This is a genomic window from Geodermatophilus sp. Leaf369, from assembly GCF_001424455.1.
Taxonomy (GTDB): domain Bacteria; phylum Actinomycetota; class Actinomycetes; order Mycobacteriales; family Geodermatophilaceae; genus Klenkia.
Genome location: NZ_LMQA01000004.1, coordinates 310,345 through 337,060 on the forward strand (window position 1 = coordinate 310,345; position 26,716 = coordinate 337,060).

Annotated in this window: 26 protein-coding genes; 11 read left to right on the forward strand and 15 right to left on the reverse strand. The window is 75.7% G+C overall.

Annotated features, from left to right (window positions below; all coding sequences use genetic code 11):
- Positions 1–9: 9 nt before the first annotated feature.
- The 3 genes from ASG36_RS17815 to ASG36_RS17825 all read right to left on the reverse strand — a co-directional run bounded on the left by ASG36_RS17815 (position 10) and on the right by ASG36_RS17825 (position 2,769).
- A complete protein-coding gene (locus tag ASG36_RS17815) occupies positions 10–1,083 on the reverse strand; it encodes a DUF4192 domain-containing protein (RefSeq protein WP_055767048.1) in 1,074 nt (357 codons plus the stop codon).
- A gap of 158 nt (positions 1,084–1,241) precedes the next feature.
- Positions 1,242–1,985, reverse strand: coding sequence for a hypothetical protein (locus ASG36_RS17820; RefSeq protein WP_055767050.1), 744 nt, complete (start codon positions 1,983–1,985; stop codon positions 1,242–1,244).
- 43 nt (positions 1,986–2,028) lie between these two features.
- A complete protein-coding gene (locus ASG36_RS17825) occupies positions 2,029–2,769 on the reverse strand; it encodes a hypothetical protein (protein ID WP_055767053.1) in 741 nt (246 codons plus the stop codon).
- 71 nt (positions 2,770–2,840) lie between these two features.
- Here ASG36_RS17825 and ASG36_RS17830 point away from each other — a divergent pair, with 71 nt between their 5' ends.
- The 4 genes from ASG36_RS17830 to ASG36_RS17845 are packed head-to-tail and all read left to right on the forward strand — an operon-like array spanning position 2,841 to position 6,101.
- The gene (locus tag ASG36_RS17830) at positions 2,841–4,064 is read left to right on the forward strand and encodes a glycosyltransferase family 4 protein (protein ID WP_082523256.1); all 1,224 of its coding nucleotides are present in this window, start codon (positions 2,841–2,843) and stop codon (positions 4,062–4,064) included.
- Positions 4,058–4,768 (forward strand): class I SAM-dependent methyltransferase, encoded by a 711-nt coding sequence (locus ASG36_RS17835; RefSeq protein ID WP_055767055.1) that lies wholly within the window; start codon positions 4,058–4,060, stop codon positions 4,766–4,768. The genes ASG36_RS17830 and ASG36_RS17835 overlap by 7 nt, the downstream gene beginning before the upstream one ends.
- Complete coding sequence (locus tag ASG36_RS17840; protein ID WP_055767058.1) at positions 4,765–5,808, forward strand: prenyltransferase; 1,044 nt, start codon at positions 4,765–4,767, stop codon at positions 5,806–5,808. Before ASG36_RS17835 ends, ASG36_RS17840 begins: the two co-directional genes overlap by 4 nt.
- Positions 5,809–5,813: 5 nt before the next feature.
- A complete protein-coding gene (locus ASG36_RS17845; RefSeq protein ID WP_055767061.1) occupies positions 5,814–6,101 on the forward strand; it encodes a hypothetical protein in 288 nt (95 codons plus the stop codon).
- Here ASG36_RS17845 and ASG36_RS17850 read toward each other — a convergent pair.
- The 3 genes from ASG36_RS17850 to ASG36_RS17860 all read right to left on the reverse strand — a co-directional run bounded on the left by ASG36_RS17850 (position 6,098) and on the right by ASG36_RS17860 (position 7,360).
- The gene (locus tag ASG36_RS17850; RefSeq protein WP_055767062.1) at positions 6,098–6,457 is read right to left on the reverse strand and encodes a hypothetical protein; all 360 of its coding nucleotides are present in this window, start codon (positions 6,455–6,457) and stop codon (positions 6,098–6,100) included. The two genes, ASG36_RS17845 and ASG36_RS17850, sit on opposite strands and share 4 nt — an antisense overlap.
- Positions 6,454–6,957, reverse strand: coding sequence for a putative immunity protein (locus tag ASG36_RS17855; RefSeq protein ID WP_055767065.1), 504 nt, complete (start codon positions 6,955–6,957; stop codon positions 6,454–6,456). Before ASG36_RS17855 ends, ASG36_RS17850 begins: the two co-directional genes overlap by 4 nt.
- 70 nt (positions 6,958–7,027) lie before the next feature.
- Complete coding sequence (locus ASG36_RS17860; protein ID WP_055767068.1) at positions 7,028–7,360, reverse strand: TraR/DksA C4-type zinc finger protein; 333 nt, start codon at positions 7,358–7,360, stop codon at positions 7,028–7,030.
- 764 nt (positions 7,361–8,124) lie between these two features.
- Here ASG36_RS17860 and ASG36_RS21615 point away from each other — a divergent pair.
- On the forward strand, positions 8,125–8,720 hold a 596-nt coding region (locus tag ASG36_RS21615), incomplete at its 3' end, for an HNH endonuclease signature motif containing protein (RefSeq protein ID WP_235495212.1).
- A 198-nt stretch (positions 8,721–8,918) separates the two neighbouring features.
- On the opposite strand, the gene ASG36_RS17870 is transcribed toward ASG36_RS21615, so the two are convergent.
- Positions 8,919–9,410, reverse strand: coding sequence for a hypothetical protein (locus tag ASG36_RS17870; RefSeq protein WP_055767072.1), 492 nt, complete (start codon positions 9,408–9,410; stop codon positions 8,919–8,921).
- A 128-nt stretch (positions 9,411–9,538) separates the two neighbouring features.
- Here ASG36_RS17870 and ASG36_RS17875 point away from each other — a divergent pair, with 128 nt between their 5' ends.
- Genes ASG36_RS17875 through ASG36_RS17885 form a run of 3 tightly spaced genes read left to right on the forward strand, consistent with a single transcriptional unit; the run spans position 9,539 to position 12,913 of the window.
- Positions 9,539–10,504 (forward strand): ATP-binding cassette domain-containing protein, encoded by a 966-nt coding sequence (locus ASG36_RS17875; RefSeq protein WP_055767841.1) that lies wholly within the window; start codon positions 9,539–9,541, stop codon positions 10,502–10,504.
- Positions 10,501–11,319, forward strand: coding sequence for an ABC transporter permease (locus ASG36_RS17880; RefSeq protein ID WP_055767075.1), 819 nt, complete (start codon positions 10,501–10,503; stop codon positions 11,317–11,319). Before ASG36_RS17875 ends, ASG36_RS17880 begins: the two co-directional genes overlap by 4 nt.
- A 13-nt stretch (positions 11,320–11,332) precedes the next feature.
- Complete coding sequence (locus ASG36_RS17885; protein WP_055767078.1) at positions 11,333–12,913, forward strand: sodium:proton antiporter; 1,581 nt, start codon at positions 11,333–11,335, stop codon at positions 12,911–12,913.
- Here the strand turns inward: ASG36_RS17885 and ASG36_RS17890 are convergent.
- Genes ASG36_RS17890 through ASG36_RS17905 form a run of 4 tightly spaced genes read right to left on the reverse strand, consistent with a single transcriptional unit; the run spans position 12,894 to position 19,096 of the window.
- On the reverse strand, positions 12,894–15,974 hold the full coding sequence (locus ASG36_RS17890) for a BTAD domain-containing putative transcriptional regulator (protein ID WP_082523258.1): 3,081 nt from the start codon (positions 15,972–15,974) through the stop codon (positions 12,894–12,896). The genes ASG36_RS17885 and ASG36_RS17890 overlap by 20 nt on opposite strands.
- The gene (locus ASG36_RS17895) at positions 15,971–16,591 is read right to left on the reverse strand and encodes a class I SAM-dependent methyltransferase (RefSeq protein WP_235495214.1); all 621 of its coding nucleotides are present in this window, start codon (positions 16,589–16,591) and stop codon (positions 15,971–15,973) included. Before ASG36_RS17895 ends, ASG36_RS17890 begins: the two co-directional genes overlap by 4 nt.
- Positions 16,588–17,844: a YibE/F family protein gene (locus ASG36_RS17900; protein WP_055767080.1), complete on the reverse strand. Its 1,257-nt coding sequence runs from the start codon at positions 17,842–17,844 to the stop codon at positions 16,588–16,590. The genes ASG36_RS17895 and ASG36_RS17900 overlap by 4 nt, the downstream gene beginning before the upstream one ends.
- Positions 17,845–17,848: 4 nt before the next feature.
- The gene (locus ASG36_RS17905; RefSeq protein ID WP_157498921.1) at positions 17,849–19,096 is read right to left on the reverse strand and encodes a M20 family metallopeptidase; all 1,248 of its coding nucleotides are present in this window, start codon (positions 19,094–19,096) and stop codon (positions 17,849–17,851) included.
- 53 nt (positions 19,097–19,149) lie between these two features.
- Here ASG36_RS17905 and ASG36_RS17910 point away from each other — a divergent pair, with 53 nt between their 5' ends.
- A complete protein-coding gene (locus ASG36_RS17910) occupies positions 19,150–20,076 on the forward strand; it encodes an FRG domain-containing protein (RefSeq protein WP_055767083.1) in 927 nt (308 codons plus the stop codon).
- On the opposite strand, the gene ASG36_RS17915 is transcribed toward ASG36_RS17910, so the two are convergent.
- Positions 20,064–21,170, reverse strand: a complete 1,107-nt coding sequence (locus tag ASG36_RS17915) for an amidohydrolase family protein (protein WP_235495216.1) — start codon at positions 21,168–21,170, stop codon at positions 20,064–20,066. The genes ASG36_RS17910 and ASG36_RS17915 overlap by 13 nt on opposite strands.
- 25 nt (positions 21,171–21,195) lie before the next feature.
- Here ASG36_RS17915 and ASG36_RS17920 point away from each other — a divergent pair, with 25 nt between their 5' ends.
- Entirely contained in the window at positions 21,196–22,068 is an 873-nt protein-coding gene (locus ASG36_RS17920; RefSeq protein ID WP_055767850.1) for an oxidoreductase, read from the forward strand.
- Here ASG36_RS17920 and ASG36_RS17925 read toward each other — a convergent pair.
- On the reverse strand, positions 22,061–23,329 hold the full coding sequence (locus ASG36_RS17925) for an FAD-dependent monooxygenase (protein WP_055767090.1): 1,269 nt from the start codon (positions 23,327–23,329) through the stop codon (positions 22,061–22,063). The two genes, ASG36_RS17920 and ASG36_RS17925, sit on opposite strands and share 8 nt — an antisense overlap.
- 76 nt (positions 23,330–23,405) lie before the next feature.
- Between ASG36_RS17925 and ASG36_RS17930 the strand changes: the two genes are divergently transcribed.
- Positions 23,406–23,948 (forward strand): TetR family transcriptional regulator, encoded by a 543-nt coding sequence (locus ASG36_RS17930; protein ID WP_055767093.1) that lies wholly within the window; start codon positions 23,406–23,408, stop codon positions 23,946–23,948.
- A 75-nt stretch (positions 23,949–24,023) separates the two neighbouring features.
- Here the strand turns inward: ASG36_RS17930 and ASG36_RS17935 are convergent, their stop codons facing one another.
- Together ASG36_RS17935 and ASG36_RS17940 are read right to left on the reverse strand one after the other, a co-directional pair.
- Positions 24,024–25,112 (reverse strand): epoxide hydrolase family protein, encoded by a 1,089-nt coding sequence (locus tag ASG36_RS17935; RefSeq protein WP_055767096.1) that lies wholly within the window; start codon positions 25,110–25,112, stop codon positions 24,024–24,026.
- Positions 25,113–25,130: 18 nt separating this feature from the next.
- Positions 25,131–26,642 (reverse strand): APC family permease, encoded by a 1,512-nt coding sequence (locus tag ASG36_RS17940; RefSeq protein ID WP_055767100.1) that lies wholly within the window; start codon positions 26,640–26,642, stop codon positions 25,131–25,133.
- Between the last annotated feature and the right edge of the window lie 74 nt (positions 26,643–26,716).

The following is a 26,716-nucleotide window of genomic DNA, read 5'->3' on the forward strand; positions in this document are numbered from 1 at the left end:
CCTGATCGCTCACCCGGCTCGTCGCCCCTCGGCGACGGGCCGGTGGTCCGTGGCGTCCAGCCCGGCGAGGAAGCGGCGGAGGTCGTGCGGGGGCAGAGCCGCGGCCAGCGCCGCCCGGAGCGTCAGCGCGAACGGGTGGCCGGGCTGCCCGTCCAGGGCCCGGTCCAGGGCGATCGAGGCGGTGGTGCCGTCACCGCGGCTCCACGCCGTCACCGCGAGCAGGGTGGCCGGGGCGACGTCCAGCGGGGCGGGGACCCGGCGGAGGACCTCGGTCCACAGCGTCTCGGCCGCTGCGGCGTCCTCCCCGAGCCCGAGGGTCAGCGCGCGGCCGCGCAGCTCGGTGTCCCCGACCGCCCACGCGACCCGGGCCAGCGCCTCGTCGTCCGGCTGCGTCCGGCTGCCGGGGCGGCACAGCTCCAGGGCGGTGAGCACCGACGCCCAGGACTCCTCTGCCCACTGCTCCCACCCCACCTGAGACAGCCGGGCCGCGTGACCGGCCCCGATCCGGGCGCAGACCCGGACCGCCGCCGCGGCGGCCGGCCCGGAGACGCGGGCGGTCCGGGCCACGAGGGCGGCCCGGTCGGGGGCGGTCACCTGCCCGGCGTAGGCGCTCGCCGCGGCCAGGGCGCTGGTCCCGCTGGGCAGCGTCCGTCCGGCGCCGTCCGCGGGGTCGTCGTAGTCCCAGCAGCGTCCCCCGCGCACCAGCAGCCTCTCGGTCACCCGGATGCCGGCGCGCACCAGCGCGGCGGTCACCTCGTGCAGGAGAGCGAGCCTCGGCAGTGTCGACCCCTGCAGGACCGGCCACGGCTCGTCGGGGTCCTCGGTGACCACCAGCACGACCGCCGCGGTGGGCCGCCCGGGACGCAGCGCGTCGACCAGCTCGTCGGCCAGCGCCCGTTCGCGACCGGGAGGAGGCAGGTCCACGCGCAGCGTGAGACCCACCCGCCGGTCCCCGCCGAGCGCGACGACGACCAGCGACTCCTCGGGGGCGAACCCCAGGAGCTGGGGCAGTGCGGCGGCGATGCCGGGGCCGGCGCTGACCTGGACGCAGGGACGGTCGGGGGGCGGGAGGTCGTGGTCCATGTCGGCAGCCTGGCCGCGACCGGGGCCGCCGGGCCGTCCGGTGCCGCCCCTGGGGATCGACCCCCCGGATGTGGACGACGACGAGCAGGGCCGCCCCCCGGTGTGCTCCGGGGGACGGCCCTGTCGGGGTGGTGCCGGGGTCAGTCGAGTGCGTCGGCCTAGTACTCGTAGGCCTGCTGCAGGAGCGGCCCGAACGAGGCCTCGTCGACGGTGCCGCCCAGGCTGGTGCTGGTCAGGGTGAGGAGCCGGTCGCCGTCGGAGACGATGCCGACCAGCGCCGGGATGGAGATGGCCGTGCCGTCCGGCCCGGTCACCGTGGTGGTGTAGCTGACCGCGGCCGACCCGTCCCCGAGGTCGGGCACGTCGACGGCGGTGAAGCTGACGGTGGCGGTGCCGATCTCCGGGGAGGTGATGGTGGCCTCGGGGCAGGTCTCGGCGGCGGAGGCGAGGTCACCGACGGGGTCCTCGACCGAGCCGCCCGAGGTGAGCAGCTGCACGACGATCGAGGACGCGGACTGGGCGCTCTGCGCCGCGAAGTCGTCGAAGTCCTCGAGGCCGGGCTGGCTGTCCTGCACGGCGGCGGCACAGGACTCCGGGGTGATGGTGAGGCCCTCGGTGTCGGCGGCGAGCGCGGCGCCGGCGGCCAGCTCCTCCTCGCTGAGCGGGGCGACGGTGGCGTCGGCCCCGAAGGCGTCGGCGGGGAGCAGCCCCGCCGTGAGGTCCACCGGGGCGGCGGACTCCTCGGACTCCGAGGTCGACGCCGCGGACGAGGAGTCCGAGGACGCCGGGGAGGCGGAGCCCTCCTCCGTGCTGCCGCAACCGGCGAGCACGAGCGCGGTCGACAGACCGGTGGCGGGGACCAGCGGGGTCCGGGACAGACGGGCGCGGCGCAGGGTGATCACGCGCGACATCCGATCACGGCCCGTCTCGAACCGCGCTCCCGGGTCAGCCCAGCGTGTCGGCGGCGTGACCCACCGCAGTCGCGAGCAGCTCGTCGAACGCGGCGGCGTCGGTGGTGCCGAGCCCGCCGCGGACCAGGGTCAGCACGCGGTCCCCGTCGGAGACGACGCCGAGCAGCGCCGCCCCGGTCATCGGGGTGCCACCGGCCTGGGTGAGCGTGGCCGTCACCGGGACGACGGCCGCGGCGTCGCCGAGGTCGGGGGTGGTGACGGCGCCGAAGGTGACCACGGCGTCGCCCATCGGCGTGGTGATCGTGGCCGTGGGGCAGGCGGCGACCGCGTCGGTCAGCGTGCCGACGACCGTGTCGGCGGGCCCGCCGACGGTCAGGAGCTCGGCGGTCGCGGCGAAGCCGGCACGGGCGACCTGTCCGGCGGCGTCGGTGACGGCGGCGGGGTCCCCGAGGGCGGAGACGGCGGCCTGCACGGCGGTGACGCACGTGTCGGGGGTGACCGTCACCGAGCCGGGGTCGACCCCGGCGGCCTGGCCCTGCGCGGAACCGAGCGCCTCCTGCAGCTGACCGGCGGTCACCGGGGTGACCTCGGCGCCGGGGGCGAACTCGTCAGCGGGCAGCAGACCGTCGGCGAGCTCGGCGGCGGCGTCGGTGGCGGCGGCCGGCTGCACCGAGACGGACGCGGCGGAGTCGGCCTGCGACGTCGTCCCGCAGCCGGCCAGCAGCAGGGAGGCGGAGGCGGCAGCGGCGAGCGGGAGGAACAGGGTGCGACGCATCTCCCGACGGTAAGGGTTCGGGGCCGCTGCGCGCACGGAGACCGTCGCACCCGCTCGTTACAGTCCGCCGCATGGGACGGTCGCTGCGCATCGCACTCCTGTCCTACCGCTCCAAGCCGCACAGCGGCGGGCAGGGCGTGTACGTCCGGGCGTTGTCCCGGGAGCTCCGCGAGCTGGGCCACCGGGTCGAGGTCGTCAGCGGGCAGCCCTGGCCCGAGCTGGACGACGGGGTGCCGCTGACGAAGCTGCCGAGCCTGGACCTCTACCGGGAACCCGACCCGTTCCGCACCCCGCACTGGCGGGAGTTCCGCGACTGGGTCGACGTCGCCGAGTACGCCGCGATGTGCACCGCGGCCTTCCCCGAGCCGCTGACCTTCTCGCTGCGCGCGGCCCGGATGCTGCGCGCCCGCCGGCACGAGTTCGACCTCGCGCACGACAACCAGTCGCTGGGGTGGGGGCTCCTGCGCACCGGGCTGCCGACCGTGGCCACCGTGCACCACCCGGTCGCCATCGACCGCCGGCTCGAGCTCGACGCGGCGAAGTCGCTGCGCCGCCGGGTCACGCTGCGCCGCTGGTACGCCTTCACCGGCATGCAGGCCAAGGTCGCCCGGCGGCTCGACGGCGTCACGACCGTGTCGACCAACAGCCGCACCGACATCGGCACCCACCTGGGGCTGGCCCCCGAGCGGGTGGAGGTCATCCCGGTGGGCATCGACCCCGACGTGTTCACCCCGGTCGACCGGCCGCGGGACGACGCGCACGTCGTGGTCACCACCAGCGCCGACGCCCCGCTCAAGGGCCTCGTGCCGCTGCTGGAGGCGGTCGCCAAGCTGCGCACCGAGCGCGAGCTGCGGCTCACCGTCGTCGGCTCGGCGAAGCCGGGCGGGCTGGCCGCGGTGGCGGTCGACCGGCTGGGGCTGGCCGACGCGGTCCGGTTCACCGGTCCGCTCCCCCAGGCCGAGCTCGTCGAGGTGCTGCAGTCGGCCACGGTGGCCGCCGTCCCCTCGCTGTACGAGGGCTTCTCGCTGCCGGCGATCGAGGCGATGGCCTGCGGCACGCCGCTGGTCGCGACCGATGCCGGTGCGCTGCCCGAGGTCGTCGGGGACGCCGCCGTGCAGGTCCCGGCCGGGGACGTCGACGCGCTCGCGGCCGCGCTGGCCCGGGTGCTCGACGACCCGGCGCTCCAGCGGCACCTGGGCACCGCCGGCCGGGCCCGGGTGCTGGAGAACTACACGTGGCGGGCGACCGCCGTGGCGACCGCCGCCTGGTACGAGGAGGTGCTGGCCCGGTGCTGACCGTCGACTACGACCGGCTCGACGTGCGGGCCGGGCACACCGTCCTCGACCTGGGGTGCGGCGAGGGCCGGCACGCCTTCGAGGCCTACCGGCGGGGCGCGACGGTGGTGGCGCTGGACTGGGGCACGTCCGAGGTGACGACGACACAGACCTGGCTCGGGGCCATCGACGCGGCCGGCGAGGCGCCGGCCGGGGCCGTGGCCACGGCGGTGCGCGGTGACCTTCTGCACCTGCCGGTGCCCGACGCCAGCGTGGACCGGGTGATGGCCTCGGAGGTGCTCGAGCACATCCCCGACGACGCGACGGCCTTCGCCGAGATCGCCCGGGTGCTCAAGCCCGGCGGGCGGGTCGCGGTGACCGTGCCCCGGTACGGGCCGGAGCGGGTCTGCTGGGCGCTGAGCGACGAGTACCACGCCAACGAGGGCGGCCACATCCGGGTCTACCGGGCCGAGACCGTGCGGGCCCGGCTGCGGGCGGCCGGGCTGGTGCCCGGTGGCAGCCACCACGCGCACTCCCTGCACGCGCCGTACTGGTGGCTCAAGTGCGCGGTCGGCGTGGAGCGGGACACCGCCGTCGTCCGCGCCTACCACCGCCTCCTGGTGTGGGACCTGACGAAGCGCCCGTGGGCGACCCGGACGGCGGAGCGGCTGCTGGACCCGGTGATCGGCAAGAGCCTGGTCGTCTACGCCGACAAGCCCGCGTGAGCGACCTCCCCGAGGTGCCCGGCGTGCTGGACGCCGGCCAGGTCGCGGCCACGGTGGCGGCGATCGCCGCCGAGCAGTCCGCGGACGGGATGCTGCCCTGGTGGCGGGGCGGTCAGCTGGACGCCTGGGACTCCGTCGAGGCCGCGATGGCGCTGGCCGTGGGCGGTGAGCACGACCGGGCCGCGGCCGCGCTGGACTGGCTGTGCGACCGGCAGGGCGCGACCGGGGGCTTCCCCGCGGAGTGGCGCGACGGCGCGGTCACCGCGCCCGGGGTGGAGAGCAACCACGCCGGCTACCTCGCCGTCGGCGTGCGGCACCACGGGCTGGTCACCGGGGACGAGCGGGCCCAGGAGCGCTGGTGGCCGCACGTGCGGCGGGCGCTGGACCTGGTGACGGCGATGCAGCTGCCCACCGGCGGGATCGGCTGGGCACTGCGCCCCGACGACACGCCCGACGACACCGCGCTGCTCACCGGCAACGCCAGCCTGCTTCAGGCCCTGCGCTGCGGGATCGCGATCGCCGGGGACCGCGACGAGCCGCAGCCGCACTGGGACCTCGCCGCGGCGGACCTGCAGACGGCGCTCACCGACCGACCGGACGCCTTCGCCGACCGGTCGCGGTTCTCGATGGACTGGTACTACCCGGTGCTCGGTGGGGCGCTGACCGGGCCGGCCGCCCGGGCCCGGCTGGCTGGGAGCTGGGACGCCTTCGTCGTCCCCGGGCTCGGCGTGCGGTGCGTGGCCGACCGGCCGTGGGTGACCGGGGCGGAGACCTGCGAGCTGGCGATCGCGTTGGCCGCGGCCGGGCAGCGGGACGCCGGGATCGAGCAGCTCGCCGCGATGCAGCACCTGCGGGACGACGACGGGGGTTACTGGACCGGCTACGTCTACGCCGACGACGCCCGCTGGCCGGTCGAGCGGACGACGTGGACGGCGGCCGCGGTGGTCCTGGCGGCCGACGCGCTGTCCGGGGCGACCCCCGGGGCCCGCCTGTTCACCGACCCCGCGCGCCCCGGTCAGGTCGTCGGGGAGCACCGCTGAGCCGGGTGCGGGGCGCCCTCGACTGGCTGTTCGTCGACCGCACCGACCCGGACCGCCGGTGGGTGCTGGGCCAGTGGCCCAACGTCGCGATCCTGGTGTTCCTGGTGCTCACCGTGATCGCGTCGTTCGTCGCCGACGACGGCCCGTGGGGTCTCGCCCTGTACGTCGGCACCCGGACCGCGATCCTGTGGTGGGCCGCCGACGAGCTGCTCCGCGGGGTGAACCCGTTCCGGCGGATCACCGGCGCGGGGGTGCTGGTGTTCGTGCTGGTGGGGGTCGCGCAGCGGCTCTAGGCCGGTGGCACCGGACCGAGGACCGCGAGGCTGGCGATCACGGTCGGCTCGTCGGGGGCGAGGAACACGACGCACGAGGGGTGACCCCCGGCCGCCTCGATGCCGATCAGCCGGAGGGTCCGGTGCTCGGTGGCGGTCAGCTGCTGCGCCGCCTCGTCGAAGCCGAGCGTCGGCAGGCCGATGCGCGCCACGTGCGACGCACGGCGCCGGTAGATCGTCGCCACGTGTGCCGTGGTCGTCGCAGGCCGGTCGGCCCCGTCGACGCGCGTGGTCGCGTCGTCGAGGAGCGCCAGGCACGTCGGGACGGCCGCCCCGCCCGCGCGGACGAGTGCGGCCCGGAGCTCCTCGACGGTCACGCGTCGAAGACCGACCAGCAGATCGCGTTGCGGGCTCGCTGGTCCTCCAGCACGAGCTGCCGGACGGCGTCGGGGAGCCGGTCGCGCTGCCAGTGGCACTCCTGCTCCCCTGCGTCCGGGCCGTCGGCCGCCTGTACGGCCTTGATCGCGTAGGCGGCGGCGCCGAGGTCGTGCTCGGCGACGTGCGCGACGGCACCGGCCTGACCTGCTGCGTACGCCGCGTGCCGGGCAGCCCCGCGCAGGTCCCGGGCGGCGCCCATCGCGTGCCCACCGGCGGCGCGGGCCTGCATCATCGGCAGCTCGCCACGGGTCCAGGCCCGGGCCGCCTCGATCGCTGCGCGCGGCCTCATGTCCTGTGGGCTCTCGGTCTCGAACAGCGGGAGCACGTGCTCGGCGCAGTCGGCAGCCCACAGCGCGAGCAGGTGGTGATCGGCGTCGGTCAGCGTGCCGCCGCGCCGGACGGTGACCAACCGCGGGTCGCGGACCCCGGGGAGGATCACGCCCGGCGGGCTGCGACGAGGGTCTGCACCCGACGCGTCATGCCCACAGCCTAGGGCGGGGACGCCCGCCTCAGGCGTGGTCGATGCAGGTGCGGGCGGCGGGGCGGGCGGCCAGGCGGGCGTCGCCGATCGGGCGACCACAGACCTCGCAGCGGCCGTAGCTGCCGGCGGCGACGCGGGCGGTGGCAGCGTCCAGCTCGGCCAGCCGGGACGTCGCCTGGGCCAGCACCGCACCGAGCTGGGCGCGTTCGAAGCCGATGGTGGCGCCCTCGGGGTCGTGCTCGTCGTCGGCGTTGTCCCCGCGGGAGGCCTCCACGACGGCGGCGTACTCGGCGGTGAGCGCCTCGATCTGGGCCTGGGTGGCGGCCCGGGCCTGGGCGAGCACGTCCTCGAGAGCTGTCACCGCACCATCGTCCTCCGCCGCGGTGCGCACGTGCCCGACAACGGAGGGACATGGGCTCTGAGCTGGGGTTTCGTCTGGTCGGGAGACTGCCAGTGCGGTAGACTTCGAACACCTGATCGAACAGCCTGGGGGTGTCGTGAGCGAACTGCAGTCCGCCGTCGACGCCCTCGCGGCCGACGATCTGCACGGGTTGGCGGACGGTCAGCTGCTGGACCGGACGGCGGATCTGGTGCAGTCGATCAACCGGCTGAGCGCGGAGCTGACCCGCACCGTGCGGCACGCCGACGTGGTCGGGGCTGCCGAGCACGACGGGCTGAGGACGATGCAGTCGTTGCTGCGCGGGCACCACCACTTCTCGACCGGGGCAGCCGCTGCAGTGGTGAAGGCCGGTCGGGTGTTGGAGCACCTGCCACGGTTGGAGGCGGCGTTTGCCGAGGGAGCGGTCACCGCCGCCCAGGTCGGGGTGGTCGCCGACGCACTGAGGCCGTGCGACATCGCGGCGGCCGCCGAGCAGGACGTCGACCTGGACGCGTTCGACGAGGCGTGGACCGAGGTCGCGCGGACGCTGCCGCACGCGAAGCTCGCCACTGCGGTGAACGCGTTCCGCAACGCCCTGGACCCCGACGGCCCGGAGCCCGACCCGACCGAGGAGCGCCGCTTCACCATGACCCGGCACGCCAACGGCTCCGGGTCCGGCCGCTTCGACCTCGACCCTGGACCCCGACGGCCCGGAGCCCGACCCGACCGAGGAGCGCCGCTTCACCATGACCCGGCACGCCAACGGCTCCGGGTCCGGCCGCTTCGACCTCGAGGCCGTGGGCTTCGAGAAGGTCCAGGCCGTCATCGAGTCGATCGTGCAGGCCGACCGTCCCCTCGGGGACCTGCGGAACCGAGCCCAGCAGCAGGCCGACGCCCTCGTGCAGTGGGCCGACAACACCCTGTCCGCCGGCGACCTGCCGTTCCTGCGCACGGTGAAGCCGCAGGTCGTGGTCACCATCGACCTCGAGGACCTGGTCGACCCCGCCACCGGACACGACACCGCGACCACCGGCTTCGGGGCCACCATCTCCGCCGCGAGGGCCCGCTGGATCGCCTGCGACTCCGCGGTCACCCGGATCGTGATGGGCCCCGACGGGGTGCCACTCGACGTCGGCCGCACCAAGCGGGTCGTGCCCCCGCACATCCGCCGGGCCGTGGAGCAACGCGACGGGCACTGCGTGTTCGCGGGCTGTCACGCCCCCATCCACTGGTGCGACGTCCACCACCTGGCCGAGTGGCTCCGCGACGGTGGAGACACGAGCGTGGAGAACTCGGCGCTGCTCTGCGAACGCCACCACACGAAGGTCCACCACGGGTTCCGNCACCACCTGGCCGAGTGGCTCCGCGACGGTGGAGACACGAGCGTGGAGAACTCGGCGCTGCTCTGCGAACGCCACCACACGAAGGTCCACCACGGGTTCCGGGTCCACCGCGACGACGGGGCGCCACCCGGTGAGCGCTGGCGCACGTACCGACCCGACGGCAGCGAGATCGTCCTCGACCGCCTGCTCGGCTGACCTCAGTCGAGGCCCGTGCTCCGGCGGTGTTCCTCGCGGGCTGCCCGCATCTCCCGAAGCAGCGCGGTGACCATGGCCACCGACACCGGCAGGGACGGCAGCCCCTGCACCAGGTACCCCCACAGCGGCGACCGGTCCCGGAGCACCACCGCACGCGACGTGCCCGCGGCCGCCAGCGGCCCCAGGACGCAGGCAGCCAGACCGGCGAGCAGCGCCGCGCGCAGGCCGAGCGTGACCGGGTCACCGGAGCGCGGGCGGCCCCGGCTCCGGAGCGCCCGGACGACCAGCCCCGCCACCACGGCGTCGAGCTGGCCCACGATCGCCGGAGCGAGCGCCACCCCGGACTGGCCCGTTGCCAACCGGACCACCGGCACCAGCAGCTCCGCGGGGAGCGACAGGGTCCGAGCCAGCTGGGCGGCGCCGAACTCCGCGCCGATCCGGGCGGCCACGGCCGCCTTCACCGCGGCGCGCTCGGCGGCCCGCTCCGGCGTCACGGGCTCAGCAGGAGGGCGTCTCGGGAACACCCCCACACCTTCCCCGGCCGACACCCACCCGGCGACCCGTCAGCCCACGTCAGCGCCCCGTCACCGCGACGTCAGTGGCGGGGCCGACGGTGGGCACCATGACGCACACCATCGAGGCCGAGGGCCTCACCCTCAGCTACGGCAGCACGAAGGCCCTGGACGGGGTCGACCTCACCGTCCCGGCCGGCACGGTGCTCGGCGTGCTGGGCCCCAACGGCGCGGGCAAGACCACTGCCGTCCGGGTGCTCTCCACCCTCCTGCGGGCCGATGCCGGCAGCGCCCGGGTCGCGGGCTTCGACGTCCGCACCCAGCCGCAGGAGGTCCGCCGCCGGATCGGGCTCACCGGGCAGTACGCCTCGGTCGACGAGGACCTCACCGGCGCCCAGAACGTCGCCATGATCGGTCGGCTGCTCGGCATGTCCCGCCCGGCCGCCAAGGCCCGCGCGGCCGAGCTGCTCGCCGGCTTCAGCCTGTCCGACGCCGCCGACCGCTCCGCCAAGACCTACTCCGGCGGCATGCGCCGGCGCCTGGACCTCGCCGCCAGCCTCGTCGGCCGCCCGCAGGTGCTCTTCCTCGACGAGCCCACCACCGGCCTGGACCCACGTAGCCGCACCGAGGTGTGGGACGTCGTCCGCCGCCTGGTCACCGACGGCACGTCGGTGCTGCTGACCACCCAGTACCTCGAGGAGGCCGACGAGCTCGCCGACGACATCGTCGTCTTCGACACCGGCCGGGTCGTCGCCCACGGCACCAGCGACGAGCTCAAGCACCGCACCGGCGCGCAGACCCTCACCGTGCGCCCCCGCGACCGGGCCGACACCCCGACCGTGCTCGCCGTCCTCGAGCAGGTCACCGGCGCCACCCCGGCCCTCGACGGACACGGCACCGCCTCGGTCCCGGTCCGCAACGAGGCCCTGCTGGGCACCGTGCTCGACCTGCTCACCACCCAGGGCGTCGGGCTCTCCGAGCTCGCCGTCCGCCTCCCCAGCCTCGACGAGGTCTTCCTCGCCCTCACCGGGCACGCCACCCAGTCCGACACCCCCGAGAAGGAGGCCGTGGCATGACCACCGCCACCCGACCCGCCCCCCGCTTCGACGTCCCCGAGATCGCCTCGACCCCCCGGCTGCCCGCCGTCCAGCAGGCGCTCACCCTCGCCTGGCGCAACGTGGTGAAGATCCGCCACCAGCCCGAGGCGCTGATGGACGTCAGCCTCCAGCCGATCATCTTCACGGTGCTGTTCGTGTTCGTCTTCGGCGGCGCGATCGCCGGCGACTGGCGGGACTACCTCACCTACCTGGTGCCCGGCATCCTCGTGCAGACCCTGATGTTCGCCACCGGCGGCATCGGCGTCGCGCTGAACAACGACATCACCAAGGGCGTCTTCGACCGCTTCCGCAGCCTGCCGATCGCCCGGTCGGCGCCGCTGGTCGGCGCGGTGCTGGCCGACGTCGTCCGGTTCGTCACCGCGATCACCGTGCTGCTGGCGTTCACCGCCCTGCTGGGCTTCCGGACGACGCAGGGCCTGCCCGCGGCCGCCCTGGCCGTGGTGGTCGCGATCGGCTTCGCGATGTGCCTGTCCTGGGTGTTCGTCTGGATCGGGCTCACCGTCCGCTCCGCCGGCGCGGTGCAGGGCGTCGGCTTCCTGGCCACCTTCCCGCTCACCTTCGGCAGCACGGCGCTGGTCTCGGCCGACACGCTGCCCGGCTGGCTGGCCGCCTTCACCCGCAACAACCCGGTCACCCACGTCATCGACACCGTCCGCGGGCTGCTGCTGGGCGGCCCGGTCGCCGAGCCGCTGGCCTGGACCGCCGGCTGGTCGGCCCTGCTGCTGGTGGTCTTCGTGCCGCTGGCCATGCGCGCCTACCGCCGGCGCGTCTGAGCGAGCCGACGACATGGACCCGCTGACCACCACCCTCGCCCTCGCGGTCCTCGCGGTGCTCGTCGTCGTGGCCGCCTCGGCCCTCGGCGAGCGCCTCGGGGTCGCCGCCCCGCTGCTGCTGGTGGGGGCCGGGGTGGTGGCCAGCCTGGTCCCGGGGTTCCCGGCGGTCGAGGTCGAGCCCGAGTGGGTGCTCGCCGGCCTGCTCCCCCCGCTGCTCTACTCCGCGGCCGTCTCGGTCCCGGCCATGGACCTGCGCCGCGAGCTGTCCGCCGTCAGCGGCCTGTCGGTCGTCCTGGTCGTGCTGAGCTCGTTCGCCCTCGGTGGCTTCTTCGCCCTGGTGGTCCCCGGGCTCGGGCTCGCCTGGGGTGTGGCGCTGGGTGCGGTGGTCAGCCCCACCGACGCCGTCGCCACCTCGATCGCCCGCCGGCTCGGCGTCCCCGCCCGCGCCGTGACGATCCTGGACGGCGAGGGGCTGCTCAACGACGCCACCGCCCTCGTCGTGCTGCGGGCCGCGATCGCCGCAGCGGCCACCGGGGTCTCGCTGTGGGGCGTGGCCGGCCGGTTCGTCTGGGCCGTCGCCGGCGCCGCGCTGATCGGCGTGCTGGTCGGCCGGGTCGGGCTCTGGGTGCGGTCCCGGCTGCACGAGGTCCCGGCCACCACGGCGCTGTCCTTCGCCGTCCCGTTCGTCGCTGCGATCCCCGCCGAGCTGGCCGGCGCGTCCGGGCTGGTGGCCGCCGTCCTGGCCGGGCTGACCACCGGCTGGCGCGCCCCGCGGGTGCTCTCCCCCGGCGCCCGGCTGTCCGACGCGCAGAACTGGGGATGCGTCGAGATGCTGCTCGAGGGGGCGGTCTTCCTGCTCATGGGCCTGCAGCTGGTCGGGATCGTCCGCGACGTGCAGGCCGACCACGCCGGCGTCGGGACCGCGCTGGGCATCGCCGCCGGCGCCCTGCTGCTCACCGTCGTCGTCCGGGCGGTCTACGTGAGCCTGCTGCTCCTCGGCCAACGCACCCGGACCGGCCGCGCCGAGCAGCGCCGGGAGGTGTTCGCCCGGTTGCACGCCGGCGAGGAGGTGGGCCACCGCAAGCCCCGGCGCACCCCCACCGAGCGGCAGGTCGCGCAGTTCCGCTCCCGGGGCGCCCGCGCCCTCGCCGACCTCGACCACCTGCTCGCGCACCCCCTGGACGCCCGGCAGGGCGCCGTCGTGGTGTGGGCGGGGATGCGCGGTGCGATCACCCTGGCCGCCGCCCAGACGCTGCCCGCGGAGACCCCCGCCCGTCCGCTGCTGCTGCTGGTGGCCGTCGCGGTCGCGGTGGGGTCGTTGCTGCTGCAGGGCGCGACCCTGCCGTGGGTGGTCCGGCGGCTGCTGCCCGGCCACGCCACCGTCGCCGACCCCGCCCAGTGGGACGTCGTCCGGGCCCGGCTGGACGACGCGGCCGCCGGCACGACCGACCCGGTGGCCGTCCTCGACGCCCAGCGGGCCGCCCTGCTCGACGAGCGCGACCTGGGCCGGCTGGAGTCCGCCGTGCTGACCGCAGCGCTGGCCGAGCTGGACGCCGACCAGATCGCGCTGGAGGTCAGAGCCCGCGCGGGCTGACCAGCACCGCCCCGACCTCGTCCAGCGCGGCCGCCCGGCCCACGGCCACCCCGGCGGCCTCCCCCGCCCCCGCGGTGGCCGCGCCCAGCGCCGTGGCGAGCCGGACCCGCAGCGCCGCGGCGGCCGGGTCCCCGCGGTCGGCCCGGCCGCGCACCGCCTCGGCCAGTCCGAGCAGCCGGGCCGAGGCCGCCGGCTCCCCGGCGGCCTCGGCCACCACCGCGCGGCCGACCAGCACGGTCGCCAGCACCGGGATGTCTCCTGCGCTCTGTGCCGCCCCCTGCTGCGCCTGCGCCAGGAGCTCCTCGGCCTCGGCCACGGCGCCCCGGCCGGCCAGCACCTGGGCCCGCACGGTCCGCACGAGCGCACCGATCTGGTCCAGGCCCGCGCCCGCCGCCTCGGCGAGCCGGCCCACCGCCGCGCGGCTGGTCCGGTCGGCCCGCTCGAGGTCGTCGGCCAGCAGCGCCACCTGCGCCCGGGCCGCCTCGGCGTAGGCGAGCCCGGTGCCCCCGGTCCGGGCCAGGGGCACCAGGACCTCGTCCAGGTCCGCCCCGGCGCCGGCCAGCTCACCGGCCGCGGCGCGCAGCAGGGCCAGCCGCACCCGGAGCATGGGCGAGTCGTCGGAGGTGCCCAGCTCGTCGGAGCAGCGCAACGCCTCCGTCACCAGTTCCCTCGCCCGGGCCAGGTCGCCGTCCTGGGCGGCGATCTGACCCAGCGCGGCCGCGGTGACCGACATCCCCCAGCGGTCGCCCAGCTCGTGGAAGGCCGACCGGGCGGCCTGCAGGTCCTCACCCAGGGTGTCGTAGCGCCCGTCGTTCTCCGCGGCCATCCCGACCGCGGCGCGGACGACGGCCCGCACCCACGGGTCGGGGTGCGCGGCCGGACGGTCCAGCCCCTCCGGCCGACCGAGGAACACCGAGGCCAGGGCCCAGCTGACCGCGGCGACCGGTTCGTCCGCGGCTGCGCCGAGCTCGTCGGGGAAGGCGACGACCTCGGTCAACGCGCCCCGCGCACCGTCCCAGCCGAGCTCGTCGGCGGCGGCCAGCGCCGCGAAGGTCAGGCAGACCGTGCGCAGCGGGGTGGGTGACGACGGCAGCCGGGCCACCTCGGCCAGCTGCCGGGCGGCGGCGACCTGCTGCCCGGACAGCAGCCAGAACCAGGCCAGCCGGCCGGCCAGGTGCACGGCCTCGTCCCCGCGGCCCGCGGAGACCTCGCGCTGCAGTGCGGCCAGCAGCCCGTCGTGCTCGGCACGCAGCTCGCGCAGGGCGTCGAGCTGCCCCGGGCCGCGCAGCAGCGGGTCCAGCCGGTCCAACAGGGCCCGGCACCAGGCGGAGTGCGCGGCCTCGGCCGCCGCGCGCTCGCCTGCGGCGTCCAGCTGTTCGGCGCCGTAGGCCCGCACCGTCTCCAGCATCCGGTACCGGACGCCGTCCCCCTCGGGCACCGCGGTCAGCAGCGACTTCTCCACCAGCCCGGCGATCGCGTCGAGCACGTCGGGGTCGCCGCAGACGGCCTCCGCGGCCTCGAGCGTCACCCCGTCCGCGGGCACCGACAGCCGCCGCCCGACGGCCTGCTCGGCCGGACGCAGGGCCTCCCAGCTCCACTCGACCACCGCCCGCAGGGTCTGCTGGCGAGGCAGCGCCACCCGGCTGCCCCCGGTCAGCAGCGCGAAGCGGTCGTCGAGCCGGGCGGCGATCTGGGCCAGGCCCAGCGTGCGCAGCCGGGCCGCGGCCAGCTCCAGGGCCAGCGGCATGCCGTCCAGCCGCCGGCACACCTCGAGCACGAGCGGCAGGGTGCCCGCGGTCACCGCGAACCCGGGGCTGGCGGCGACCGCCCGGTCGGTGAACAGCCGGACGACGTCGGAGTCGGCGGCCCGCGGGTCGTCGGCCGCCGGCACCGACAGGGGCCCCACCGGCACCAGCGCCTCCCCCGGGATGCCGAGGGCCTCCCGGCTCGTGGTGAGCACGACGAGGCCGGGGCAGGCGCCCAGCAGCTCGTCGGTCAGCCGGGCCACGGCGTCGACGAGGTGCTCGCAGTTGTCCAGCACCAGCAGCCCCCGCCGGGCGGCGAGCACCTCGCGCAGCCGCACCCCGGTCTCGACCACGGTGGGCACCCGCTCCAGCGTGGTGGACCCCCGCTGCCCCACGGCGGTGAGGACGGCGGCGGGCAGCTGGCGCGGCTCCCCGAGCGGGGCCAGCTCGACCCACCAGACCCCGTCCTGGGTCGCGGACTCCCGCTGCCGGGCGACCTCCTGGGCCAGCCGGGTCTTGCCCGCACCGCCGGGGCCCAGCAGGGTGACCAGGCGCCCGCGGTCGAGCCGGTCGGCGACCAGGTCAAGCTCTGCGGCCCGGCCGCGGAAGCTGGTGAGCGCCGTGCGCAGGACAGGGCGCTCCGGGGTCTCGTCCCGGAGCACGGCCAGCTGGGCGGCCTGCAGCGCCGGTCCGGGGTCGGTCCCGAGCTCGTCGGCCAGCCGCCGCCGGGCCTGCTCGTACGCGGCCAGCGCGTCCGCCGTCCGGCCGGCCCGGTGCAGGGCCCGGACCCGCAGGGCGACCAGTGCCTCGCGGAGGGGGTGCTCGATGACGAGCCGGTCGAGCTCGGGCAGCTCCGCGGCTCCCGCGCCGGAGAGCCGGCCCTCGGCACCGACCAGCCGCAGCTCGCCCCAGCGGGCGGCCGGGGCGGCGGTGAAGGCCAGGTCACGCAGGTCGGCCAGCGGCTCGCCCCGCCACAGCGCCTCGGCGGCGACGGGGTCGGTGGCGACCAGGTCCTCGAACCGGCAGGCGTCGACGGCGTCCCGGGGCAGGTCGATCAGGTAGCCCGGCGGCTGGGCCCGCAGCGGTACCCCGGGCACGGCCCGGCGCACCCGGGACACCACGGCCTGCAGGGCGTTGGCCGGGGCGGCCGGCGGGGCGCCGTCCCAGAGCGCCTCGACCAGCGCGTCGATCGAGACCACCCGGCCGGGGTCCAGCGCCAGCCGGGCCAGCAGCGCCCGCGCCCGGACCCCGAGGTCGGCGGGGACGCCGTCGACCCGGACGAGGACCGGCCCGAGCAGCTCGACGGCGAGGGTCACGCGTCCCGGCGCAGCAGCCGCAGCGAACCGGTGCCGGGCAGCTCGGTGAACTCCCCCGAGGCCAGCACCCGGGTGTAGACGCCGAAGGGCGCCTGGCCGCCGTCGGCGGGGTCGGGGAAGACGTCGTGCACGGCGAGCGTGCCGCCGACGGCGAGCTTCTCGACCCAGGCGTCCTGGTCGCGGCGGGCGGACTCCTCGGTGTGGCTGCCGTCCAGGAACAGCAGCGCCAGGGGAGCCGCCCACAGCGGGGCGAGGGTCTCCGACCGGGCGACGACGGCGACCACCAGGTCCTCGGCCGGGTGCACGGTGCGGCGGAAGGAGGGCAGCGTGTCCAGCTCGTCGACGGCCGGGTCGACCAGCTCGGGCTGGTGGTACTCCCAGCCGGGCTGGTGCTCCTCCGAGCCGCGGTGGTGGTCCACGGTGACGACGACCCGCCCGGTCTCGGCGGCCGCGGCTGCCAGGTAGAGCGCGGACTTGCCCATCCAGCTGCCGATCTCCAGCAGCGGCCCGGGCACCGCGACCGAGCGGGCCGCCGCGTACAGCGCCCGCCCCTCGTCCTCGGGCATGAACCCCGGTGCCGCGACCGCCAGGGCCAGCAGCTCCTCGGTGCAGGTCACCGGGCGAACCGGGTGAGCAGCGTCGGCGCGGGCCGGTTGCCCGCGGCCTTGGCGAAGAACGCGCCGACCGCCGTCGTCACCGGGACGGCGAGGACCAGCGCGATGGCGCCGACCAGCGTCCGGATGACCTCCTCGCCCACCTCGGTGCCGGTGACGACGTCCCACAGCGGCCGGTCGTAGATCTCGAAGAGCAGCAGCAGCGGGAGCGCGGCCCCGGCGTAGGCGAAGACGATCGTGTAGATCGTGGAGGCGATGTGGTCGCGGCCCACGCTCATCCCGCGGGCGAACAGCTGCGCCCAGGTGAGCGTCGGGTCGACCTCGTGCAGCTGCCAGATCGCCGAGGCCTGGGTGATGGTGACGTCGTTGAGCACGCCGAGCCCGGCCACGGTGATGCCGGCCAGCACCAGCCCGGAGAAGTCCAGCGTCGGGTCGAAGGTGGACAGCTGCACCGTCTCCTCGCTCGACAGCCCGGTCAGCTTGGCCGCCGACACCGCCAGCGCCCCCATGACCGCGACCAGCGTCAGCCCGAACAGGGTGCCGATCAGCGCCGTCGTCGTCCGGGCGCTGAAGCCGTGCGCCAGGTAGAGGACGACGAACATGATCGCCGAACTGCCCACCAGGGTGACCAGCGTCGGGGAGCTCTCACCGAGGATCCCCGGCAGCACGAACTTCAGCAGCACGAAGAACGAAAACGCCAGCCCGACGAGGGCGGCGATGCCGCGCAGCCGGGCGACCGCGGCCACCACCAGCACGAACCCCAGCGCCAGGGTGATGATCGGCGCGCCCCGGGCGAAGTCGTTGAACGTGTAGCTGGCCTGGCCGTCGCCCGTGTCGGCGGACCGGGCGACCACGATCGTCTCGCCCTCCTCGATGCCGTAGGCGACCACGTCGGCGGACAGCTCGATCGAGACGTACTCCCCGGTGCCCTCGCCCTCCACGACCTCCACCACCGCGGTGGCGCAGGTGAGCGTCTGGCCCTCGACCGCCCCGGTGGAGCAGTCGTAGGTCTGCAGCGACACCACCCGCGCGTCGGCCAGCGTGGTGCTCCCGCTGGGCAGGTACTGCTGGGCGGTCTGCCCGGCCCGGGTCTCACCGCCCGAGGGCCACAGCGCGATCAGCCCGACGACGGTGGCCAGCGCGACCGGCACGAGCACCAGCAGCATCAGCCAGGTCGCCCGCCGGCGGCGGGCGAGCACCTGCTCGGTCGGCGGGGCGTCGTCCGTGGGTCCGTGGGAGTGGGAGTGGGCCGGCACCGGGTCAGGCTAGGCGGCGACCGGCACGCGGGGGCTCGACCGGGCCGAGCCGGCCCGCCCCGGCCAGGTACCCGGCCAGCAGCGCCTCGGCGACCCGGGCGACGGCGTCCTCCCCGGGCAGGAAGCGCGGCGAGTGCAGGCCCGGACGACGTCCGGCGGCGTCCGGCGCACCGCCGTCGACCCCCAGGAAGAGCATCAGGCCGCGGGCGTCGGCGCAGTAGTGGCTGAAGTCGTCGGCGCCGAAGGACCGCCAGGAGTCGTCCACCTCGACCCCGGCGCGGGCCAGCCAGGGCAGCGTGGCCCGGGCGAGGTCGGGGTCGTTGGCGAGCACCGGCTCGTTGCTCTCGCTGTGCACGACGGCGGTGCACCCGTACGCGGCGGCGGTGTGCTCTGCGACGTCGCCGAGCGCCTGCAGCAGCATCGTGCGGTCGCTCTCCCGCATCACCCGCAGGCCACCGCGGGCCCGGGCGGTGTCGGGGACGACGTTGAAGCTGCTGCCCGCGTCCAGCTGGGTGACCGCCAGGACGGCGCCCACGGTGGGGTCGACCCGGCGGCTCACCAGCTGCTGCAGCGCGACCACCACGGCGGCCAGGGCGAGCACCGGGTCGGCGGTGGTGTGCGGGTAGCCGCCGTGCCCGCCGTGCCCGGTGACGGTGACGGTGAACTCGTCGGTGGCCGCGTTGACCGGGCCGGGGGTCGCGTTGACCACGCCGTCGGCGAGCTGGGGCTGCACGTGCGCGGCGACGATGGCGACCACCTGCTCCTCGGCCAGCAGCCCGGACGCCACGACGTCCCGGGCCCCCGAGGGCGCGCCCTCCTCCCGCGGCTGCAGCAGGGCCAGCAGCGGGGCCGGTCCGCCGACGCGGGCGACCGCGCGGCAGACGGCGACCAGCCCGGCCAGGTGCGCGTCGTGCCCGCAGGCGTGCATGACCGGCCCGGTGGCCGCCCACTCCACCGCGGTGGTCTCGGTGACGACCAGCCCGTCGAGCTCGGCACGCAGCGCGACGGTGGGCCCGGTGGTGGTGCCGATCCGGACCAGTCGGCCCGTCCCGGCGACCTGCCGACCCTCCCCCGCGCCCAGCGCGGCGACCACGGCGGACGTGGTGTCGGCCTCGTCGCCGGAGCGGCGCGGGTCGGCGTGCAGGGCGTGCCGCAGCGCGACCGCGGCCGGCAGCTCTTCGGCGACGGCGGCGCGCAGCAGGTCGTGCCAGGCGGCCAGGGCGGGATCGGGGTCGCCGACGGGGGTGCTCACCCGCCCATGGTGCCGGGCAGGCGTTGCCGGGACGTCACGGGCAGACTCGGCCCGTGACGGACCAGGCAGACCCCGGCTGGGTCCGCAGCGGGTGGGGCCACCGGGTGGACTCCCAGGACGAGGCGTTCCGGGCGATCACCCGGATCGTGTCGCTGTCGGCGAACCGGCGGTACGTGTGGCGGGGCTGCACGAACAGCGCGTTCCGGCTGCGGTCCTCGCTGCTGCGGGAGCTGATCGTCGCGGAGGGCGAGCCGCTGCCGAACGAGCAGCTGGTGCGCCAGCACGAGGTCGCGATGCTGCGGGAGGCCCGGGAGTGGGGGCTGGCCCGGGAGCTGGGCCCACCGGCCTCGGACCTCCAGCTGCTCGCCCACCTGCAGCAGCACGGGCTGCCGACCCGGCTGCTGGACGTCACGCACGACCCGATGACGGCGCTGTGGTTCGCCTGCGCGAGCGGGGACGACCAGGCCGGCGTCGTGTTCGCCGTCGACGTCACGGCCGTGCCGACCCACGACACCGTCGACCCGCTGGGCCCCACGTTGCGGCAGGCGCTGCGGGAGTCGGCGGTGCGGGGCGAGCCGTTCCTGGTCCGACCGACGGTCCCGAGCGCGCGATCCTCGGCCCAGCAGGGCCTCCACCTCTCCGGCGTCGTCCCGACGGTCGAGTCACCGGGCGGCATCGACGGCCTGCCGCTGCGCCTGGGCCCGGCGCCGGGGAGGGACAAGCTCGGCGTCCTGTTCGGTGAGTCCGCCCGGCGGGCGGGGCGACCGACGCGGCTGCCGTTCTGCGCCCTCGTCGTCCCGGCGCGCCTGAAGGGCACCATCCGGAGCCACCTGACCGCGCTGAACCGCACCCGGGCCGTGCTGTTCCCCGACGCCGACGGGTTCCGGGACGCCTACCGCGGCGAGCACGTACAGCTCCACCCGCTGCCCGACGTCGTCCCCGCCCAGGACGACACCGAGGCCGGGTCTCAGAGCCGGTAGGCCCGCCGGGCGTTCTCCGAGCCGATCATCGCGGCCACCCGCTCGGCGTCGTCCGCCGTCCACGCGCCGTCCGCGACGCCGTCGCCCAGGTAGGACCCCAGGTTGCGGCGGAAGAGCAGCGTGCCCAGCACGTACAGCTCGGCGAGACCGAAGGCGTCGGAGGAGAACAGCACCTTCCCGAACGGGGCCAGCTCCAGCAGCTCGGCCTGCAGCGCCGCCGAGCGCGCGCCCAGGTTGTGCGTGGCCAGCCCGACGTCGACGAAGACGTGGCCGAACACCTGGGCCAGGAAGCCGGCGTTGCGGTGGAACGGGTAGTTGTGCAGCAGCAGCACCGGCACCCCGGCCGGCTCGGTGGCCCGCAGCAGGTCGGTGAGCAGCAGCGGGTCGCAGCGGTGCAGGTCGACGTCGGCGTCGCCGTAGCCGACGTGGAACTGCACCGGCAGCCCCGCGTCGATGCCCGACCACACCAGGAAGCGGTGCAGCACCGGGTCGGCGATCCGCAGCGGGCCCCGGCCGTGCAGCAGGTGGTCGGCGGCCTGGGACACCTCGAGGTCGGTGGGCCGGGCGCCGTCCAGGGCAAGGCCGACCCGGTAGGCGGCGATCGACTTGCAGCCGACGGCCGAGCGGGCCCGCTCGGCCAGCCGGTCACGGAAGGCCGCGGCGAACCCGTCGGCGCCGCAGTCGGCGGCCAGGCACTCCTCGGCCAGCGCCTCGAGCCGGACGATCTCGTGCCCGGTGCCGCCGGTGAGCGCAGCGAGCTCGGCAGGGCTGGTGATCGGCTCGGGCAGGTAGCCGGTGTCGACCAGGAACGTCTGTGTGCCGACCGCGGCCATCAGCCGGCGGTTGACCTCGTCGGCACCGAGCTCGGCCCGGCGGGCGAGGTAGGTGTCGGTGTCGGTGTGCGGCTCGAGGTCCAGCAGCGGCGGGCACCAGCGGCGCAGCGCGAACCCGATCTGGGAGTCCATCAGCGACCCGCCCAGCGCGCTCGGCGCGCTGGCCTCGGTGAGCATCGCCTCGAACGCGGGGCGGTCGAGGTCACGGCGCACCAGGCCGTGGCAGTGGTGGTCGATCAGCTCGAGCCCGGTGAGGTCCACCCGCGCAGTCTCTACCGTGGACGGCATGAGCACCCCGTGGACGACCGCCGACATCCCCGACCAGGCCGGCCGCACGGTCGTCGTCACCGGGGCCAACTCCGGGCTCGGCCTGGCCACCTCGCGGGCACTGGCCGCCGCCGGCGCGCGGGTGGTCATGGCCGTCCGGGACACCGAGCGCGGCGGGGCGGCCGCCCGGTCGATCACCGGGGACGTCGAGGTGCGCCGGCTGGACCTCGCCGACCTGGCCAGCGTGCGGGAGTTCGCCGCCGGGTGGGAGGGCGGTCTCGACGTCCTGGTGAACAACGCCGGGATCATGATGGTGCCGCAGGGCCGCACCGCCGACGGCTTCGAGCTGCAGTTCGGCACCAACCACCTGGGTCACTTCGCGCTGACGAACCTGCTGCTGCCGCACGTCACCGACCGGGTGGTCACCGTGTCCTCCGGGCTGCACCGTGGCGGGCGGATCGTGCTCGACGACCTCAACTGGGAGAACCGGCCCTACTCCGACACCGGCGCCTACGGGGCCTCGAAGCTGGCGAACCTGCTGTTCACCCTCGAGCTGCAGCGCCGGCTCACCGCCGCGGGTTCCACGGTGCGCTCGACGGCCGCACACCCCGGGTACGCCGCGACCAACCTGCAGTCGCACACCGGCAGCCGGCTCAAGGACCTCGGGATGAAGCTGGGCAACCGGTTCATCGCCCAGTCCGACACCGACGGCGCGCTGCCCACGCTCTTCGCCGCCACCGCCGACCTGCCCGGCGGCAGCTACGCCGGCCCGTCCGGGTTCCAGGAGGGCCGCGGCGCCCCGACGCTGGTCGGCCGGTCGCAGTCGGCCTCCGACGTCGACCTGGCGAAGGCGCTGTGGACGGCGTCCGAACAGCTCACCGGGATCAGCTGACCTCGGCGATGTGGCCGTCGGGTCGGACCAGCAGGCCGGGGCCGCCGTCGGTGCGCTCCTCGGGTCCGATCCGCACGAAGCCGGCCGTCCGCTGCCGCTCGGCCAGCCGGGCCCCGCGCAGGGGGACATCGCCCGCGCGGGTGCCCACCAGCCCCGGGCCGGGGTACCGGATGCCGACCCCGGAGAACAGCCCGGCGCCGCGGCGGGCGACCGCTGGCAGCCGGAACAGACCGCGCAGCACCACCGCCCGGGCGACCCGGCCCCGGACGCCGCCCAGGGTCATCAGCCGGATCGTCGCCCCCGAGGAGCGCAACACCGTGGCGCCGACGGGACGCCGTTCGCGCTCGTAGCCGTCGGGGTCGCCGGCGGCCAGCCGCCAGCCCAGCGCGAAGGCATCCTGGATGCCGGTGTTCATGCCCTGCCCGCCGGCCGGGGAGTGCACGTGCGCGGCGTCGCCGGCCAGCAGCACCCGACCCACCCGGTAGGCCGGCACCTGGCGCTCGTCGCTGGCGAACCGGGACGACCAGCGCACCTCCCCCATCGGCAGCCCGAACACCCGCTGCAGCAGCCCGGCGACCTCGGCGTCCTCCACGGGTGCGTCGGTGCCGACCTGGCGGCGGCGGTCCCACCCGATGAGCCGGAACCAGCCGTCACCGAACGGGGCGAGGAACCCGAAGCCGTGCGCGTCGACGTCCACCCGCAGCTCGGTCGCGGCCAGCGCGGGCAGCCGGACGTCGGCCAGCACCACCGAGCGCAGCACCGTCCGGCCCGGGAACGGCAGCCCGACCAGCTGCCGGACGGCGCTGTGCACCCCGTCGGCGCCCACCACCCAGCGGGCCCGCCACTCCCGCTCCCCCGCCCGGACGACGACGCCGTCGCCGTCCTGGTCGAGGCCGGTGACGGTCACCCCGCGCTCGACCAGGGCACCCGCGTCGAGGGCGTAGCGCTCCAGCAACCGGTCGACGTGCACCTGTGGGGTCATCAGCACGAACGGGAAGCGGCTGGGCAGCCGGCTCAGGTCTAGCCCGGCGTCCCCGACCAACTGCAACCGGTCGACCGGGGTGCCGGTGGCGACCAGCTCGTCGGCCAGGCCGCGGCTGTCCAGCAGCTCGAGGGTGCGGGCGTGCACCCCGAACGCCCTGCTCAGCGGGCTGGGCGCGGCGTGCTTCTCCAGCATCGTCACCGAGCCACCGGCCCGGGCCACCTCCCCGGCCACCGCGCACCCGGTGGGTCCTGCCCCCACGACCACGACGTCGTCCATGCCGGCCTCCTCGTGTCATCACCTGATGACATGACGGTAGGCCTGGTGTCAACGGCTGATGACTTAGGCTCCGGCCATGCGCCCCCGCGATGCCGCCGCCACCGAGCAGGCCCTGCTCGACGCGGCCCGGGCCCGGTTCGCCACCGACGGCTTCGACCGCACGACCATCCGCGCGGTGGCCGCCGACGTCGGCGTCGACGCCGCACTCGTCATCCGGTACTTCGGCAGCAAGCAGGGGTTGTTCACCCGAGCTGCCGACCTCGACCTGGGGCTCCCCGACCTCACCGGCGTGCGGGCCGGGGACCTGGCGCGGGTGCTGGTCGACCGGTTCTTCGCCGTCTGGGAGGACGACCCCACGTTCCTGGCCCTGCTGCGCGCGGCGACCACCAGCGAGGTGGCCGCAGCCGCGATGCGCGAGGTGTTCGCCGCCCAGGTGGCCCCGGCGCTGGCCGCGGTGACCGACGACCGGCCCGCCGAGCGCGCCGCCCTGGTGGGCGCCACCGTGCTCGGCTTCGCGCTGGCCCGGTACGTGCTGCGGGTCCCCCCGCTGGTCGCGATGTCCCGGGAGGACGCCCAGACGTGGCTCGGCCCGACCCTGCGGCACTACCTCCTGGACTGACCCTCGCCGAGTGACAGCTCAGCGGTCTCGCCCGGGCCCGTCAGCCCCGCTCAGCTGTCACTCGGTGGCGGGGCGTCAGCGGACGACCCGCTCCACGAACGTGCGGATGTCCTTGACCAAGAGCTCGGGGACCTCGATGCCCGGGAAGTGGCCACCCCGGGGCAGCTCGGTCCAGTGCACCAGGGTGGTGGCTGCCTCCACCGCCGATCGGGAGGGCAGGTGGATGTCGTGCGGCAGCACGCACACCCCGGTGGGCACCGTGGCCGACCACTCGTCGCCGGGGTGCTCGCGGCGCTCCCAGTACAGCTGGGACGACGACCCCGCCGTCCCGGTGAACCAGTAGACGGCGACGTTCGCCAGCACCTGGCCCAGCGCCTGCGGCCCGAGGACGTCGGAGGCCGGGTCGGTCCAGTCGCGGAACCGCTCGGCGATCCAGGCCAGCTGCCCGGCCGGGGAGTCGGTCAGCGCCGGGGCCAGCGACAGGGGCTTGGTGGCCTGCGTCTTGTTGTAGCCCGACAGCTCCTTGGCGTAGGTCGTCGCCCGGTCGGCGGCCCGCTGGTCGGACTCGTCGGTCAGCCCCATCGTCATCGTCACGTGGATGCCGGCCACGTGCGCCGCGTCGACCACCGCGAGGTCACGGGCCACCCGGGAGCCCCAGTCGCCACCGTGCGCGACGTAGGACCCGTACCCCAGCCGGGCCATCAGCTCGGCGATCGCGGCGGCCATCCGCTGCGACGTCCAGCCACCGGTCGGGGTGGGCCCGGAGAAGCCGTACCCGGGCAGCGACGGGACGACGACGTGCATCGTCTCGGCCAGCGGCCCGATCACCTGCTGGAACTCCACGACCGACCCCGGCCAGCCGTGCAGCAGCACGACGACCGGCGCGTCCGGGTCGGCCGCCCGCACGTGCAGGGCGTGCACCGTGGTGCCGTCGATCGTCGTCGTCACCTGGTCGTGGGCGTTGAGCGCGGCTTCGTGCTCGCGCCAGTCCCACTCCCCGGCCATGTGCGCGGCCAGCCGCTTCGTCAGCTCCAGCGGGATGCCGCGCTCGCCCTCGAGTTGCTGGTCGGCCGGCCATCGGGTGCGGGCCAGCCGGTCGCGCAGGTCGTCGAGCTCGGCCTGCGGGATGTCGACGGTGAACGGGTGGACGTCGGTGTCAGCCACGGCCCCATGTAACCCACCTCAGCTGCCCACCGCCTCCCGACTGCCCAGCTCGGCGGCCATCAGGGCGGCGCCGGCCCGGCGGGCGATGGCCGGCTTGGCGAGCACCGCGACCAACCCGACGAGCAGCCACCCGCCGGCCACGACGGGGAACCAGAACGCGGCACCGTCGGCGTAGGCCGGGTAGGGGAAGACGTTGCGGATGATCGTGTAGCCGAGCACGACGAGCGCCGCGGCCGGGATGACCACCTGCCACATCGGCACCCCGGGCAGCTTCTTCTGCACGAACACCAGCCGGATCGCCCCGACCGTGGTGAGCACGTAGGCCACCAGCAGGATCAGCGTGCCGATGGTGCCCGACCAGAAGAACGTGTCCTCGGCCTGCGCGCCGAAGAACAGTGCGCTGACGGCCACGATGAGCGCCATCACCAGCGTCGAGGCCAGCGCGGCCCGGGCGGGCACGCCCTCGCCGTTCACCGCGGCCAGCCCGCTGGTCTCCCTGCCCTCGGACGCGGTGTCCCGGGAGAAGGCGAACACCAACCGGGACGCCCCGACGACGCAGGCCAGGCAGCAGCCGAAGGCGCTGATCGCGGCTCCCAGGGTGATCACGTCGCCGATCCAGGAGCCGATGTAGCTCGTGCCGATGTCGCCGAGCAGCGACGGGGAGGCGGTGAAGGCGGCCACCCCGGCGTCGTCGGTGCCGAAGGCCATCATCTCCACCGCGGTGACGACGACGAAGTACACGCCGCCGAACAGCGCCGTCCCCAGGATCGCGCGGGGGATGTCCCGCCGCGGGTTCTTCGCCTCCTCCCCCAGGGTCGCCGCGGCCTCGAAGCCGGCGAAGGAGAGGAACCCGAAGACGACGCCGAGGAACACCGCGGAGACGTCGGTGCCCGGGGAGACGCTGAAGACGTCGAGGGTGAAGCCGCGGTCGGCGAAGGTGCCCTCGTCGGGGGTGCTGCCACCGACCAGGCGGACCAGCACGACGGCGACGATCACCAGGATCAGCGCGACGGTGACGCCCTCGACGCTGAGCAGCACGCTGGTGCCGCGCTTGGCCGGTACGACGGTGAGCAGGTAGGCCGCGACGAGGGCGACGGCGACGATCACGAACGGCCCCCACGACGGCGGGTTCGGCCAGATGCCGACCTGGGTGAGGAACGCCGTCCCGAAGATGCCGGTCGCGCTCGCGGTCACCACGCCGTAGAAGCAGTAGGTGCCCAGCAGGCCGAACCCGGAGAACAGCCCTGTGCGCGGGCCGAGCGTGGCCCCGACGAAGGCGTAGACGCTCCCCGCGTGCTGGAAGTACTGGCACAGCCGGACGAACCCGTAGGCCACCAGCAGCACCCCGACCGCGGCCAGCAGGAACGCCAGCGGCACGGCCCGCCCGACGGTGGACGCCGTCCCCTGCGGGTTGATGTTGGCCGCCATCGACGGCGCCATCAGCGCGACCGAGAGCCCGATCGCCTGCCACACCGACAGCGAGCGGCGCAGGCCGCCCTTCGTGGACCGTTCCTGGTCGGCGACCGCCATGACGACTCCTCACGCACAGCCGTTGCACAGCGCAACGGGGGTTGGTGCGGGGAGTGTGCGCCCCCGTGGGCCAG

Bases quoted from the DNA above. Each gene is read 5' to 3' on its own strand.
- ASG36_RS17885 (WP_055767078.1), top strand. From the start codon at position 11,333: ATGGACCCGCTGACCACCACCCTCGCCCTCGCGGTCCTCGCGGTGCTC.
- ASG36_RS17930 (WP_055767093.1), top strand. From the start codon at position 23,406: ATGCGCCCCCGCGATGCCGCCGCCACCGAGCAGGCCCTGCTCGACGCG.
- ASG36_RS17825 (WP_055767053.1), bottom strand. From the start codon at position 2,769: ATGCGTCGCACCCTGTTCCTCCCGCTCGCCGCTGCCGCCTCCGCCTCC.
- ASG36_RS17940 (WP_055767100.1), bottom strand. From the start codon at position 26,642: ATGGCGGTCGCCGACCAGGAACGGTCCACGAAGGGCGGCCTGCGCCGC.
- ASG36_RS17830 (WP_082523256.1), top strand. From the start codon at position 2,841: ATGGGACGGTCGCTGCGCATCGCACTCCTGTCCTACCGCTCCAAGCCG.
- ASG36_RS17875 (WP_055767841.1), top strand. From the start codon at position 9,539: ATGACGCACACCATCGAGGCCGAGGGCCTCACCCTCAGCTACGGCAGC.
- ASG36_RS17815 (WP_055767048.1), bottom strand. From the start codon at position 1,083: ATGGACCACGACCTCCCGCCCCCCGACCGTCCCTGCGTCCAGGTCAGC.
- ASG36_RS17925 (WP_055767090.1), bottom strand. From the start codon at position 23,329: ATGGACGACGTCGTGGTCGTGGGGGCAGGACCCACCGGGTGCGCGGTG.
- ASG36_RS17880 (WP_055767075.1), top strand. From the start codon at position 10,501: ATGACCACCGCCACCCGACCCGCCCCCCGCTTCGACGTCCCCGAGATC.
- ASG36_RS17920 (WP_055767850.1), top strand. From the start codon at position 21,196: ATGAGCACCCCGTGGACGACCGCCGACATCCCCGACCAGGCCGGCCGC.